The sequence below is a fragment of the Sphingorhabdus lutea genome (assembly GCF_001889025.1).
Lineage (GTDB): Bacteria > Pseudomonadota > Alphaproteobacteria > Sphingomonadales > Sphingomonadaceae > Sphingorhabdus_B > Sphingorhabdus_B lutea.
This window is the reverse complement of record NZ_CP018154.1, coordinates 1,810,221-1,825,293: the sequence shown is the minus strand read 5'-3', so window position 1 is coordinate 1,825,293 and position 15,073 is coordinate 1,810,221. Positions and strand designations below refer to the sequence as shown.

The 15,073-nt window shown below is 46.1% G+C and carries 10 protein-coding genes; 8 read left to right on the top strand and 2 right to left on the bottom strand.

The window, feature by feature from the left end; translation table 11 throughout:
- Position 1: 1 nt before the first annotated feature.
- Positions 2-2,026 (bottom strand): lytic transglycosylase domain-containing protein, encoded by a 2,025-nt coding sequence (locus tag LPB140_RS08655; RefSeq protein WP_232223384.1) that lies wholly within the window; start codon positions 2,024-2,026, stop codon positions 2-4.
- A 97-nt stretch (positions 2,027-2,123) separates the two neighbouring features.
- Here LPB140_RS08655 and dapA point away from each other — a divergent pair, with 97 nt between their 5' ends.
- From dapA to LPB140_RS08615, 8 genes are all read left to right on the top strand, one after another.
- Positions 2,124-3,005 (top strand): 4-hydroxy-tetrahydrodipicolinate synthase, encoded by an 882-nt coding sequence (gene dapA, locus LPB140_RS08650; RefSeq protein WP_072559490.1) that lies wholly within the window; start codon positions 2,124-2,126, stop codon positions 3,003-3,005.
- Positions 3,005-3,487 (top strand): SsrA-binding protein SmpB, encoded by a 483-nt coding sequence (smpB, locus tag LPB140_RS08645; protein WP_072559489.1) that lies wholly within the window; start codon positions 3,005-3,007, stop codon positions 3,485-3,487. Before dapA ends, smpB begins: the two co-directional genes overlap by 1 nt.
- The gene (locus LPB140_RS08640; RefSeq protein WP_083550222.1) at positions 3,480-4,037 is read left to right on the top strand and encodes a DUF2062 domain-containing protein; all 558 of its coding nucleotides are present in this window, start codon (positions 3,480-3,482) and stop codon (positions 4,035-4,037) included. Before smpB ends, LPB140_RS08640 begins: the two co-directional genes overlap by 8 nt.
- Before the next feature lie 71 nt (positions 4,038-4,108).
- Positions 4,109-6,178: a M13 family metallopeptidase gene (locus LPB140_RS08635; RefSeq protein WP_072559488.1), complete on the top strand. Its 2,070-nt coding sequence runs from the start codon at positions 4,109-4,111 to the stop codon at positions 6,176-6,178.
- A gap of 17 nt (positions 6,179-6,195) precedes the next feature.
- The gene (locus LPB140_RS08630; protein ID WP_072559487.1) at positions 6,196-8,613 is read left to right on the top strand and encodes an ATP-binding protein; all 2,418 of its coding nucleotides are present in this window, start codon (positions 6,196-6,198) and stop codon (positions 8,611-8,613) included.
- 132 nt (positions 8,614-8,745) lie between these two features.
- Complete coding sequence (gene recA, locus LPB140_RS08625; RefSeq protein WP_072559486.1) at positions 8,746-9,831, top strand: recombinase RecA; 1,086 nt, start codon at positions 8,746-8,748, stop codon at positions 9,829-9,831.
- A gap of 279 nt (positions 9,832-10,110) precedes the next feature.
- The gene (alaS, locus tag LPB140_RS08620) at positions 10,111-12,747 is read left to right on the top strand and encodes an alanine--tRNA ligase (protein ID WP_072559485.1); all 2,637 of its coding nucleotides are present in this window, start codon (positions 10,111-10,113) and stop codon (positions 12,745-12,747) included.
- Positions 12,744-13,202, top strand: coding sequence for a hypothetical protein (locus LPB140_RS08615; protein ID WP_072559484.1), 459 nt, complete (start codon positions 12,744-12,746; stop codon positions 13,200-13,202). Before alaS ends, LPB140_RS08615 begins: the two co-directional genes overlap by 4 nt.
- Positions 13,203-13,270: 68 nt before the next feature.
- On the opposite strand, the gene LPB140_RS08610 is transcribed toward LPB140_RS08615, so the two are convergent.
- Positions 13,271-15,031 (bottom strand): cation:proton antiporter domain-containing protein, encoded by a 1,761-nt coding sequence (locus LPB140_RS08610; RefSeq protein ID WP_072559483.1) that lies wholly within the window; start codon positions 15,029-15,031, stop codon positions 13,271-13,273.
- Positions 15,032-15,073 lie beyond the last annotated feature (42 nt).

The following is a 15,073-nucleotide window of genomic DNA, read 5'->3' as shown; positions in this document are numbered from 1 at the left end:
ATTAACGAGGGGTGTTTTTTCCCAAATATCGACTTAATGGATTTGGTCCTTTAATTTCCGCTTTATCGGGATTTAATGCGTCATACATAACTGCATTTTCCAACACGCGTTGAACATAATTTTTGGTTTCGTAAATGGGAATACGCTCAATCCATGTAAGAATATCAATTTGACCGGTACGCGGGTCGCCATTGGCCCGCAGCCATTTATTCACATTGCCAGGCCCAGCATTATATGCCGCGACGGCAAGGGGATAGCTGCCGCCATAATAGCGCAGCATGCTTTTAATATAGGTAGAGCCAAGCTGTATATTATAATGTGTATCGCCTGTTAAACCGCCCAAATTATAGGACAGGCCAATTCGGCCAGATGTTTCCCGCGCCGTTGCTGGCATTAATTGCATTAAACCGCGCGCACCTGCATGGCTTATCGCCTCGCGATCAAATTGGCTTTCTTGGCGTGTAATGGCGTGGATTAAGGTGAAATTATCCTGATGTTCATAGGGCACAGAAATGGTGGGAAAGGCAAGGTTGATAAAATTGCTAAAATCCTCAACCCGTGCATTACGTCCCGCCATGACCGCCAAATCAGGGCGGTTTAATTGTTTGGAAAGCGAAAAGGCATCAAGAAAATCTTGTTCATTATCCGCGCCATTGGCGATGGCCCGCAAAAATAATGTTTGTTCTTTCCAACCGCCATTACGCGCGGAAATTTGTGCCGCCAAATAAACTGATGGGCTGTTTTCATTTTGCGTCAAATGGGGCAGGGCAGGTGTTAAGCCATTTTTGGGACCTGAACGGCCCAATGCCTCCAATGATAATTGGCCATAAAATTGGTCATGATAGGCGGCAGCCTGTTCAAAAAATTGATTCGCCGTTGCATTGTCACCGGCCGTTTTTGCCGCCTTTGCTGCCCAATAAAATCCCTTTGTCCTTGTTTGTGGGGACTTGGCGGCGTTGCCATAATTTGCAAACATTTTGACTGCATCGGCAGGGCGGTTTAGATTTTCTAGGGCTATTGTTCCGGCCAGCCATGTCAGGCTGGTATAATCATCGCGCACACCAAGCGATTGATTGATAACCTCTTCCCCCATTGGGATGGCGTCATCCACCTTTGATGCGATGTTATAGGCGGTTTGATATTGTCCATCATTTGCCGCCTCCCGCGCCAATGTTAATAAAATTTCATACCAATTTTCAATATCGGCGGGTGTGGATGACAATGTTTGGCGATTGGCTAGCAATTCTCGTGCGGCCCATCCCGAACCATTATTGCGAAGATAACGTGCCCGTTCCCCCAAATATCCCGCATCGGTAATGGCGATTGCACCGACTTGTTCCATACGGGTGCTGGCATCGCTTGAATTGGTGCGAATGGCAATGCGTGCGGCAAAAATGGGTTGGTTCTTCGCCGATGCATAGGGCAGCATTTTTGTCGCCGCACTTGTCGCGCCTACCCATATAAGCTTATCGATGCGCGCATCATGATCCGTCTCGTTCAAATGAGAGGCGAATTTGCCCAATAAAGCAGCCTCTATATCATCTGGCAATGTGCCGCCGCGCCATGCCTGTTTCGCATATTTAATGGCAGCGTCATTATTTGTGCCAGATTGCAGGATAATCGCATATTTTGCCTTACCCACATTGGTTTGCGGGGGTAATTTATTGAAAAAGGCAATTGCCTGACTTGGCGAATAATTATTTAAATCCAATGCCTGTTCAGCTGTGCTGCGCATTTTTGATTCATTCGGCCATTTTTCATATGTCATTAAAAATGTGGCATATTCGTTAAAGCTATAATTATCGGACCGATTCAACTCACGCCAACGATTTAACGCGGCGGGAATATTCCCCTCGCTAATATCCATCATATTATTTGGGATTATATTTGGATTTTGTTCCGCCACGCCCGTTCCAGGGACAAAAATAATGCCATCTTGGGAAGTTGTTTGCGCGCCAGCTGAATTTACAGCTTGTAATGCGGTGCTGGTCAAAATAAATGAAGCAAGGGCTATCTTTGAATACATAGTCGTCATATTAGTAAAATGTTCCTTATCGGGAGATGAATGATTTCATCCTATGGTAAATCATTTTGGTATTAAATATATTTAAGGAAAAAAATCCATGTTCTCCGGCTCAATTCCGGCTCTTGTGACTCCTTTTTGCGATGGAACGTTTGATGAAGCTGCTTTTCGGCAATTGGTCGATTGGCAAATTGAACAAGGTTCCAGCGCACTTGTCCCTTGCGGGACAACAGGGGAGGCGTCAACCCTTTCAAATGCAGAACATCATCGCGTGATTGAAGTTTGCGTGGAACAGGCAGCTGGCCGAGTGCCCGTTATAGCAGGTTGTGGGTCAAATGACACGATGAATGCTTTATTGCATATGAATTTTTCGAAAAAATGCGGTGCAACGGCGGCATTATGTGTTGCGCCCTATTATAATCGCCCAGGGCAAGCAGGCTTAATCGCGCATTTCAGCTATTTGGCGGAAAATTGCGACCTTCCTATTGTGCTATATAATGTGCCGGGCCGAACTGTTACCGATATAGAGCCGGAAACGGTGTGCGAATTGGCAAAAAAATATCCAGAAAAAATTATCGCGATAAAGGATGCCAGCGGCGATTTATCCCGCGTGACCGACCACCGCATGGGAATTGGCAAAAATTTCTGTCAATTATCGGGGGATGATGAATTGGCATTGCCCGCAAATGCAGCGGGCGCGGTTGGATGTATTTCGGTAACGGCAAATGTTGCGCCCAAATTATGCGCCGATTTTCAGCGGGCATGTGCGGAAAATGATATTGAAAAAGCGCGTTCTTTAAACGATCTTTTATATCCGCTGCATTATGCCATGTTCGAAGATGCAAGCCCGGGTCCGGTAAAATATGCTTTAAGCCGGGTGCATAGCTGGTTAAGTGATGAGGTGCGCCTGCCGCTTGTCCCTTGTAATGATAAAGCGCGCAAAGCGGTGGATCATGCATTGGAGCATGCGGGGCTTTTATAATGGCAAGACCACGTCCCGAAGCATTTCAAAAGGTAAAGACCGTGGCGGAAAACCGCCGCGCCCGTTATGATTATCATATTGAAGATAAATTTGAGGCGGGCATTGCCCTTACCGGAACAGAAGTGAAGGCGCTGCGATTTGGGGAAGGATCAATTGCTGAAAGCTATGCCGAGGTAAAGGACGAAGAAATATGGCTTATTAACGCCAATATTCCCGAATTTAGCCATGGCAACCGACATAATCATGAACCTAAAAGACCGCGTAAATTATTATTAAACCGCCGTGAAATAAATAAACTTCATGGTGCAGTTGCCCGTTTAGGTATGACATTGGTGCCATTGTCGATTTATTTTAATGGCAAGGGGCGGGCAAAAGTCGAACTGGCGCTGGCCAAGGGTAAAAAAGCACCCGATAAACGCGCAACAGAAAAAGCGCGCGATTGGAAAAGAGAGCAGGGCAGATTGTTAAAACAGCATGGCTGAAAATGGCATCATGAAATGGATTAAGCGAAAGCTACCTAGCAGAGAAATACTGCTGCAAAATCCTATGCTTCGGCCATTTGCCCATCGTTTGATGATGAGCGAGCTTTGGCGTTTTACAAGGCGTTCTGTTCCCGCTGGTGTGGCATTGGGTTTTGTAACTGCGATTATCGTGCTGGTCCCCGGATTTCAAATTTTTGTCGCTGTATTATTATGTCCGGTATTTCGCGCCAATATACCTGTGGCCGTGGTGGCAACCTTTCTCAATACACCGCTGACCACGCCGCCTCTTATATACGCATCCTATATTTTGGGTTTAAAATTGTTGGGCAGCGACCGGATGGTTTCGCAAAATATTGGTGATGGGTTTGCGGAAATGAGCCTGCATGATTGGTGGCAATGGTTTTTATATGAAGCTGGTCCGCCTGTTTTAATTGGGTTATTCACCATTGCGGTTTTATGCGGCGCTATTGGTTATTTGGTTTCCAGCTGGCTTTGGGGCCGCTGGATAATGTCAAAACGTCGTCGTCGGTCGATGAAAATCGACGGCTAATCGATGAGGCTTCTTTTCCCATAATAATATCGTTAAATGGTTTCATAGGAAATTATATTTAGGGGATTATTATGAAAAATATTCGTTTCAATTTATCATTGGGTAGCGCGGCTGCCGCGTTGATGTTAACCGCGCCTGCCATGGCGTTGGACCATCATGGTGCGGCAAAGCACACAGAACAAAACACAGAAACTAAGGAAGCCAAGCCGCAATTAGGCAATTTCGGTTTCGATGTTGATGGCATGAATAGCGAAGTTCGCCCCGGTGATGATTTTTACGAATATGCCAATGGAAAATGGGCCAAGGAAACCGTGATTCCCGATGATAAGGCCAATTATGGCATGTTCACCGCATTGGATGATTTGTCCAAAAAACGTGTTCGTGAAATATTAAACGCAGAATTAGAAGGCGGCGATAGCAAGGTTGGCGCAGCATATGCCAGCTATTTGGACAGCGAAACCGTAGAGGCAAAGGGCATGGCCCCGATTGCGCCGATTATCGATGAAATTTCAAATATTTCTGATGATAAGGGTTATGAAGCATTTATGATTAAAAATGCTGCCTATGGCATTGCCCAGCCATTTTTTGGATATGTGGGGCAAGATGATAAAGATCCTGAAACCTATATTTTTAATATATATCAGGCAGGAACAGGACTGCCCGATCGTGATATGTATTTGGTTGAAAATGAAAAATTATCCAAAATTCGCACATCTTATTTGGAGTATCTGACCAAAACATTGGAATTGGCGGGGCAAGAAAATGCAGCCGAAAGAGCGGCAGCCATTTTCGAAATGGAAAAGAAAATTGCGGAAAAACATTGGACACGCGAAGATTCATCTGATTCCACCAAAACATATAATAAAATGAGCGTTGATGAATTAAATGACGCCACCCCTGGCATGGATATGAAGAAAATTTTAATGGGCATCAGCCCTAAAATTGACCATGTCATTGTGGCACAGCCCAGCGCAATTGCCGCGATTGCGCAAATTATGTCATCAACCAATATTGAAGTTCGCAAGGATCAATTGATTGTGTCTTTGCTGCAAACTTATGGCGGCGTATTGCCCGATGCTGTTGCCGACAATAATTTTGCCTTTTATGGCACGGCCCTATCTGGAACACCAAAAAGAGAAGAAAGGTGGAAACGCGCGGTAAGTTTTGCTGAAAATGCATTGGGTGAAGAACTTGGCCAATTATATGTGGCAAAATATTTCCCGCCCGCGACCAAGGCATCAATGGATGTCTTGGTTAAAAATGTGCTTGCTGCCATGGGTCGCCGTATTGATGGGCTTAGCTGGATGCAAAGCGAAACCAAGACAAAAGCAAAGAAGAAATTAGATAATTTTACCACGAAAATCGGCTATCCCGATAAATGGAAAGATTATAGCGCATTAGAAATTAAATCCGATGATTTGTTCGGTAACCAATTGCGGATTATGAAATTTAATTTTGATGATAATATCAGCAAATTGGGCACGCCCATCCGCCGTCATGAATGGGGCATGTTGCCGCAAACCGTGAATGCTTATGCCAATTTTGGTATGAATGAAATTGTGTTCCCTGCAGCAATTTTACAGCCACCATTTTTTGATCCAAATGCGGATCCGGCAATAAATTATGGGGGCATTGGCGCGGTTATTGGCCATGAAATAAGCCATCATTTTGATGATCAAGGGTCAAAATATGACGAAACTGGTAAATTATCCGATTGGTGGACGCCCGAAGATGTTGCTGCTTTTGAAGCAGCGGGCAAAAATTTAATCGCACAATATGATAAATATGAAGCATTGCCGGGCGAATTTGTAAAAGGCGAATTCACCCTTGGTGAAAATATTGGCGATTTGGCCGGCTTGACCATTGCATATGATGCTTATCGCGCGTCCTTAAATGGCAAAGAAGCGCCAGTAATTGACGGTTTCACCGGAGATCAACGCTTCTTCCTTGGTTGGGCACAGGTATGGCGCCGCAATTATCGTGAGGCAAATTTGTCGCAAAGATTATTGACTGACTCACACAGCCCTTCCATTCAACGCGCATGGGTTGTAAGGAATCTTGACAAATTTTACGATGCGTTCAAACCGGAAAAGAGTGAAAAACTATATCTTGAGCCGGAGGCCCGCGTCAAAATATGGTAGTTTAATAAAGGAATAATATGTCTTCTTCGCCCTCCACATCTAAATTATCCTTGTGGGGGGCGGGAGATAGCCGCTTTTTAGGCGAAAAATGGCCCGTTGCTCTTGGCCTTTTTCTATTATTATTGGGCTCGGTTGCTTTATTATGGGTGCTGACCGATCAAAATATTTTGTTGGTCGGCGGATATGGCGTTGGCGCTTTATTCACCCTCATCATCCTGCGTTTATTAAGGGGGCGGCCTGATGTAGCACCGGCTGTAAATATTTTGCCTCCCGATTGGTCGGTGACGCGCGCGGTTGCCAATGATCGCGCCTCGGCCATTGCAATATGCGACCGTGCGGGGCGGTTAATCTGTGCCAATGATAAATATGGAAATTGGTTGGGCGGGTTAAATGCGCCGCCGCAAATTGGTGATGATAAATCGGTTCAGGAAAAATTAGCTTATATCGGGCGAACCGCATGGCGGGAGGGGCGCGCCCATGAAGATGCGCTTAATTTTGGCAATCATATTTTTAATGTATCTGCGGTTCGTTCGGGCAGCGCGGACGATTATTTGGTTTGGAATTTTGAACCAAAGCAAAAAACCAGCTTAATGACTTTATCTAACGAAATGGCCGCTGGTCCAATAGGTATATTATTAAGCGAAGCTGGAATTATGGCGGCATCCATTGGTTCTGGCGGCAGGATACGGGCCGCAAATGGTGCCTTTACCTTGCGTGCAACGGGTGATGCCACCACCAATATTGTGAATATTGATATTGCCACTTTATTATCCACCGATGAAAAGGGGCGTATATTTTTTACCCATGATGGCCCGCGCGGTTTAACCGTCCGTTTGTCGCATATGCCATATGATAAACAGCAGCCCGACGGGGCGTCGCTCATCCTATTATTGGATGAAGATAGCGTGGTCGCAGAACGTCAGGCCGCCTTAACCCATGTGGAAAATTTATTGTCCACCTTACCCCTTGGCCTTGCCATGGTGGACCGTGATGGCCGTTTCATTTTCGCCAATAACAGCTTTATTCGCGCGTCACAAATTGGCGAGAGAAATTTGCCGCCCTATCCCAGTGATTTGGTTATTGCAGAGGATAAGGGCGCGGTAGCCGATACAATAAGGCGATTTGCCCATGGCCAACCACAATCGGGCGATTTGGCCATTCGGTTGCGCGGGCAAAGCGATGAGGTGACATCGCTTTCTATTGCGGGGGTTCGCGGATTGGGCGAGGCTGCGGTGCTATTGGGTATAAAAGACGGCAGTGAGGAAGTGCGCCTTAAACGGCAAGTGGCTCAGGCCACAAAAATGCAGGCGGTGGGCCAATTGGCCGGCGGTGTCGCGCATGATTTTAACAATATTTTGACGGCAATTATCGGTTATTGTGATTTAATGTTGATGCGCCATCCGCCCGGGGACAGCGATTATGACGATATTCAACAAATTAAAAATAACAGCAATCGCGCTGCCAGCCTGACCAGGCAATTACTTGCTTTTTCGCGGCAACAAACATTGCGTCCGCAAATTTTGCAATTGCCAGATATTGTTTCGGAAGTTTCTGCGCTGTTAAAACGTCTTTTGGGAGAGAAGGTGGAGCTTGCCGTGCGCCATGGTCGCCAAATTGGTTCGGTTCGCGCCGATCCAGGCCAATTGGAACAGGTGATTGTTAATCTTGTCGTGAATGCACGTGATGCAATGCCCAATGGCGGCACGGTAAATATCGAAACGCGCGCGGTCTCGGTTGATGAAGTGCGCCGTATGTCCAGTGATATTCTGCCATTGGGTAAATATTCGCTGCTTTCGGTAATTGATGGTGGCAAGGGCATAAAGCCGCAGGATTTAGGTAAGATATTTGAACCATTTTTCACGACGAAAGAGGTAGGCAAGGGGACAGGGCTTGGCCTTTCAACCGTTTATGGCATTGTGAAACAATCAGGCGGATATATTTTTGCCGATTCCCAACTTGGCCAAGGGACGCGATTCGATATTTATTTTCCGGTGCATGCCGATGCGCAACCAATTGCAGAGCAGAAGAAAATAGCGCCTAAGGTAGAGGCGACGAAGGATTTATGGGGCAGCGAGAATTTATTGCTGGTCGAAGATGAAGATATGGTGCGCGCGGTTGCCGAACGTGCATTGGCGCGGCAGGGATATAAGGTGGACGTCGCCCGTGACGGGGAGGAGGCTTTGGAACTGCTTGCCACGGGTAAGAAATATGACCTTATCGTGTCAGATGTGGTGATGCCAAATATGGACGGCCCAACCATGGCCAAAATTGCGCGGGAAAAATATGGCAATATCCGGTTATTATTCATGTCTGGCTATGCCGAGGAACAATTGCGTGATTCGATTGGCTTGGATGATGTTTCTTTCTTGCCGAAACCATTTTCGGTTCAACAAATTTCGGAGGCCGTTCAAAACGCCTTGAAGAAAGATATATAATATATTGTAATATATGATATAAAATAATATATAAAAAATATTGTTCTACTCTTGTTCTTTTGGAACAAATGCGGTACATAATAATGGTCGTTGACATCAGGGCCAATGACGATAGCGCAAGGGAGTGGGATTATGGCCGCAAGTTTAAAAGTCATTCAAGCAGGAAATCAGACAGGCAATATGGATAGAGAAAAAGCATTAGAAGCAGCATTGGCACAAATTGATCGCGCCTTTGGTAAGGGTTCGGCAATGAAATTGGGCAGTCGGGAGGCGATTAACATTGAATCGGTCTCCACCGGTTCTTTGGGATTGGATATTGCACTTGGTATTGGCGGATTGCCAAAAGGCCGCGTGATTGAAATTTATGGCCCTGAAAGCTCGGGTAAAACGACATTAACTTTACATGCCATTGCGGAGGCCCAAAAGGCAGGAGGCACGGCGGCATTTATTGACGCAGAACATGCACTTGACCCTATTTATGCAAAACGATTGGGTGTTGATATTGACAATCTTATCGTGTCACAGCCCGATACAGGTGAGCAGGCATTGGAAATTGCCGACACACTGGTTCGGTCCAATGCGGTTGACATTTTGGTCATTGACTCAGTGGCGGCGCTTGTCCCCCGGGCAGAGATTGAAGGCGAAATGGGCGACACGCATGTTGGTCTTCAGGCGCGCCTCATGTCACAGGCTTTACGTAAAATTACCGGTTCGATTAGCCGTTCAAACTGTATGGTTATTTTCATCAACCAAATCAGGATGAAAATCGGTGTTATGTATGGCTCACCCGAAACGACAACGGGGGGCAATGCGCTTAAATTTTATTCTTCGGTCCGTTTGGATATTCGCCGCATCGGGCAAATTAAGGACAAGGATGATATTGTGGGCAGCACCACCCGCGTTAAAGTGGTTAAAAATAAGGTTGCGCCACCATTTAAGCAGGTGGAGTTTGACATTATGTATGGCACCGGCATTTCAAAAGTGGGCGAGCTTATCGATCTTGGGGTAAAGGCAGGTATTGTGGAAAAATCAGGCAGCTGGTTTAGCTATGATTCCGTTAGAATTGGCCAGGGACGTGAAAATGCAAAGCAATTTTTGCTCGATAACCCCGAACTATTTAATAAATTAGAAGACGCCATTCGCAGAAAAACCGATGTGGTGGCCGAAGAAATGATGAACGGTTCGGATGACAGCAGCTCTGATGGTGATGATGGCTGATTTGTAAGAAAATAAGTCAAAATGATGTGGCGGTTTAAATAATATCAAAATTATATTATTCCGTCCTATCAATATCTTATATATTTTATTGAAATTTCAAATTGCCAGCATGATTGTCTGATTTTCATGTTGGTTTCGGCCCGCCTATCCCACCCTGATCCCGGCGGGCCGATTTCTTTATAAATTTTTGTGTGAAATATGCCATTCAAACAGATAAAAAATGATATTTTGGACGCATCGCCACTTGCCAGTTGCTTATCGCTTGCTTAAGTCAGCAACATGACTTCTACAAATGATATAAGACGCACATTTTTGGATTATTTTGCTAAAAATGGGCATGATGAGGTGGCTTCGGCTTCTTTGGTTCCGCATAATGACCCAACTTTAATGTTCGTCAATGCGGGGATGGTCCCATTTAAGAATATTTTCACCGGACTGGAAAGCCGTGAAAATAGCACCGCGACATCATCGCAAAAATGTGTTCGTGCTGGCGGTAAACATAATGATTTGGATAATGTTGGCTATACGGCGCGTCACCATACATTTTTTGAAATGTTGGGTAATTTCTCCTTTGGAGATTATTTTAAAGAAGAAGCAATTCATCATGCATGGACATTATTGACCAAAATATGGGGCATTGATCCCAATCGTTTAACGGTCACCGTCTATCATAATGATGATGAGGCATTTAATCTGTGGCGCAAAATTGCGAATATCCCAGAAAGCCGAATCATTCGTATTGCGACCGATGATAATTTTTGGTCAATGGGCGATACTGGCCCCTGCGGTCCGTGCAGTGAAATATTCTATGATCATGGCGAACATATTGCCGGCGGCCCTCCAGGCAGTCCAGATGAAGATGGTGACCGATTTGTCGAAATCTGGAATCTGGTGTTCATGCAATATGACCGCTCGGCAGACGGTACGCAAAAACCGCTCCCTAAGCCATCAATTGATACAGGCATGGGGCTGGAGAGGATTGCGGCATTATTACAAGGCGTGCATGATAATTATGACACCGACACATTTAAGGCATTAATTGATAATTCTGAACATTTGACCGCAACAAAAGCTGTTGGCAATCAAATGGCAAGCCATAGGGTGATTGCGGATCATCTACGCTCATCCAGTTTTTTAATCGCCGATGGGGTGCTGCCATCCAATGAAGGGCGCGGTTATGTATTGCGCCGTATCATGCGCCGCGCGATGCGCCATGCGCATATTTTGGGAACAAAAGACCCGTTAATGCATCAAATGGTTGCATCATTGGTCACTGAAATGGGTGCTGCTTATCCTGAATTATCGCGCGCTCGTCCGTTGATTGAGGCGACCTTGCTACAGGAAGAAACGAAATTTAGACAAACATTGGATAAAGGGCTGCGCCTATTGGATGATGCCTTAATCAATATGAATGAAGGCGCCATTTTGCCTGGTGAAACCGCATTCAAATTATATGATACCTATGGTTTTCCCTATGATTTAACCGAAGATGCCTTGCGTTCAAAGGGATATGGGGTTGATCGCGCTGGATTTGATAGCGCGATGGAGAATCAAAAGGCGATGGCACGTGCGGCCTGGAAGGGGTCAGGGCAAAAGGCCACAGATGATATTTGGTTTGATATTGCAGAGCGTGTCGGGTCGAGCGAATTTATTGGTTATGATGCAATGGCTGCCGATGGGCAAATTGTGGCATTGGTCGCAAATGGTGCCGAGGTTGAAAGCGCAAAGCAAGATGAAGATGTTATCATCATTACCAATCAAACGCCATTTTACGGCGAATCAGGTGGGCAAATGGGTGATGCAGGATCGGCCAAAAATATTGATGGTTTTGCCGCTATAATTTCAGATACGGCAAAGCCGCTGGGTCGGTTGCATGCACATCATGCGAAAATAATATCGGGCGATATTAAAATTGGTGACCAAATTCATTTGCAAGTCGATGCTGAACGCAGGAATCAATTGCGCGCCAATCATAGCGCGACACATTTGCTGCACGCGGCCTTGCGCAATGTGCTGGGCGCGCATGTGACACAAAAGGGCAGCATGGTTGCACCGGATAGATTAAGGTTCGACTTTTCGCATAATAATGCGCTTAGCGGTGAAGAAATTGATGCAATTGAGGCACAGGTAAATGCCGAAATTCGTGGAAATGAAGAAGTAAGCACCCGTTTAATGACCCCCGAAGATGCCATTGAAGCGGGCGCTCTTGCATTATTTGGCGAAAAATATGGCGATGAGGTTCGCGTTCTTTCCATGGGTAATAAATCGGATAATATGCATTATTCGGTTGAACTTTGCGGTGGCACCCATGTCCGCGCACTGGGCGATATTGGGGTAATGCGCATTATATCCGAAGGCGCGGTGGCCAGCGGCGTGCGCAGGGTAGAGGCATTAACAGGTGAGGCTGCGCGTAAATATTTAACCGGTCGTGAGGGCCAGTTAAAGGATGTCGCAGCTTTATTAAAAACCGGTATTGATGATGTAGCCGAACGTGTTGAAACATTGGTTGGCGACAAAAAACGGCTTGAGAAATTATTATCGGAGGCCAAAACTGCACTGGCCATGTCTGGCGGTGGCGGCGCGAAGGTTGAACCTGTCACCGTTAATGGCGTTACATTTTTGGGGCAAGTCATTGCGGGTGTAGAGCCAAAGGCACTGCGCGGATTAGCCGATGAGCATTTAAAATCACTAGGCTCAGCCATTGTTGCGATTGTTGCGGCAAATGAAAATGCCAATACAGTCGTTGTGGCTATTTCTGCAGATTTGCTGGATAAATATGAGGCTGCGGATTTGGTCCGCACCGCGACGTCGGCCATGGGCGGACAGGGCGGCGGCGGCAGGCCGGAAATGGCACAGGGCGGCGCTCCTGCTGGTGATGGCAATATTGCGATTGAAGCAATAAAAGCACAATTATGATTAGGCTGCTGCTCTTTTCTGCGTCATTTTTGAACATGATGGGCGCAGATGGGGCAGCCGCAAAATCACAGGAAAAAGCTCCTGTGGCCATTTATGGAAATGTCTCCATGTCCGAGGAAACGGGCGATTTAGGCGGTATTGAGCTGCAATTTTATCAAAAAAATGGTCAGCAAATGGCTGAAATAGTCATTTGTGAGGGATGGTGCAATCAAAGTTATCATGTCATTTTGCATCCATGGGGCAGGGGATATAGATTTTCTTATGCCGAATTATATCGAAATGCAGATGGTGAGATTATAAATAGCGATAAATTCACTTATTGGATTGAACCTGCGGGCAAATATTATAAAATTTATGATGATATTAAGGGCAGGCCCAGCCTATTTGGCGGAAAGGCGGGACGTCTTAAAAAATTATCACAGCGTTTTGGCCTTGCGGTTGCAAATAAGGAATAAGCCAGCTGCCTATCATGCATAGGGGGAATATCATCTGCATCATAACCATCTGGTATAAAACAACAAATCTATCCTAATGATTTTAGCATGGGTGCGTCTTCCAATCCGCCCGCTTCCTTTATCGCGCGGCGAAATTCATCGCGTTTTTCATGAACAGATGCGATAACGGGGCCCATAGCCACGCCCAGATCGACCAAAACCGCTTCGGATAATTGTAAAGAGCTTTCCAAGGTTTCGGGCACGGCATCGCTTGCCCCTGCCTGATATAAGGCAGCGGCATGTTCCGCATCACGCGCGCGAACCACAATCGTCAAATCAGGCAGCCAAGCGCGCACTCTTTTTACGGTGTTTACAGCCAAAACTGGCTCGTCCATTGTTAAAATTAAGGCTGTTGAATGGCCAAGGCTAAGCTTATCAAGCGTTTCAGGGCGCGTAATATCCCCATAAATTACGGGATAACCATCGCGCCTTGCGGCGGCCACGGCATCAATGTCCGATTCAACAGCAACAAAATTTTTACCATGTATTCTTAACATATCAGCAATCAAACGGCCAACACGGCCAAATCCGATGACCACGGCGCGTTCTTCGGTCGAACCAAGATCTTTTGCCATGTCGCTATCGCTTTCGCGCATTTCAATTCTTCGCGCCATATCATGGCCAATACGTGCCAATATAGGCGTGATGGTTAGGCCGATTGCCGTTGCAACCTGCCAAAAATTGGCTGTTTCTGGAGCGATGATATTGGCGGCGCTGGCCGCGGCCAGCACGATCAATGTTGTTTCCGATGGGCTGGACATTAAAACGCCTGCCTCTGTCGCCGTGCCGGTTCGTGCGCCAGCCAATTTCAACAAGCTGCCTGTTACGATGGATTTCACAAATAAAACACCAGAGACAGCTGCGAATAAGCTGACCCAATTGTCCGCGACATAACGCAAATCAATCTGCATCCCAATGCTAATCAAAAATACACCCAGTGCCAGCCCCTTAAATGGCTCAATAATAACCTCAACTTCATTGTGATAATCGGTTTCAGCAATCAGCAATCCGGCAATCATTGCGCCCACAATGGGGGACAATCCGACAAGGCCTGTGGCTAGACTTGAAATAATAACGATGAGTAAGCTGACCGCTAGAAACAACTCTGGGCTTTTTGTGCGCGCGGCCTGACCAAATAATTTGGGTAATAAAAAACGCCCAAGGATTAGCATCGCCGCAATGACCAACGCACCCTGCCATAATGTAGTGGTTAGCCCATCCAAACTATCTTCGCCAGCTTGCGGCGCAAGTGCGCCAAGCAGGAAGATGATGGGCACAATTGCCAAATCTTCGAACAAAAGCATGGCCAAAGCCGATTTACCGACCGCCGATTTTGTGCCCGAAATGGGCAGCACCAAAGCAGTGGAGGATAAGGCAAGCGCAAGGCCCAATCCCATGGATGATAACCAGCCCTGACCCGAAAAATAAATGGCGATTGCGATGATTAGCCCGCTACCAATCAATTCTGCTGCACCAACGCCAAAAACTAATTTTCGCATTATCCACAAACGTTTAAAGGATAATTCTAGGCCGATTGTAAACAATAATAATATAATACCATAATCCCCAATGGGTTTAATGGCCTCTGTATCGGATATAGTGACCCAGTGAAGCCAGGGATATTGATTGCCCAATGCGCCAAATCCCATTGGCCCAACCAGCACGCCGATGATGATAAAACCAATAATTGGTGTAATACGAAACCTTGCAAAAGCAGGGATTACAATGCCAGCAGCCCCCAAAATGATTAGGGCGTTGCCAATTCCATCTGTGCTAATTTCACTTGCCATATAATTTTTCTAACCATCAATGATATTAAGGTGAAGCAATAA

Excerpts from the sequence above, each read along its gene's own strand:
- LPB140_RS08655 (WP_232223384.1), bottom strand. The coding sequence starts at position 2,026 with ATGTATTCAAAGATAGCCCTTGCTTCATTTATTTTGACCAGCACCGCA.
- dapA (WP_072559490.1), top strand. The coding sequence starts at position 2,124 with ATGTTCTCCGGCTCAATTCCGGCTCTTGTGACTCCTTTTTGCGATGGA.
- smpB (WP_072559489.1), top strand. The coding sequence starts at position 3,005 with ATGGCAAGACCACGTCCCGAAGCATTTCAAAAGGTAAAGACCGTGGCG.
- LPB140_RS08640 (WP_083550222.1), top strand. The coding sequence starts at position 3,480 with ATGGCTGAAAATGGCATCATGAAATGGATTAAGCGAAAGCTACCTAGC.
- LPB140_RS08635 (WP_072559488.1), top strand. The coding sequence starts at position 4,109 with ATGAAAAATATTCGTTTCAATTTATCATTGGGTAGCGCGGCTGCCGCG.
- LPB140_RS08630 (WP_072559487.1), top strand. The coding sequence starts at position 6,196 with ATGTCTTCTTCGCCCTCCACATCTAAATTATCCTTGTGGGGGGCGGGA.
- recA (WP_072559486.1), top strand. The coding sequence starts at position 8,746 with ATGGCCGCAAGTTTAAAAGTCATTCAAGCAGGAAATCAGACAGGCAAT.
- alaS (WP_072559485.1), top strand. The coding sequence starts at position 10,111 with ATGACTTCTACAAATGATATAAGACGCACATTTTTGGATTATTTTGCT.
- LPB140_RS08615 (WP_072559484.1), top strand. The coding sequence starts at position 12,744 with ATGATTAGGCTGCTGCTCTTTTCTGCGTCATTTTTGAACATGATGGGC.
- LPB140_RS08610 (WP_072559483.1), bottom strand. The coding sequence starts at position 15,031 with ATGGCAAGTGAAATTAGCACAGATGGAATTGGCAACGCCCTAATCATT.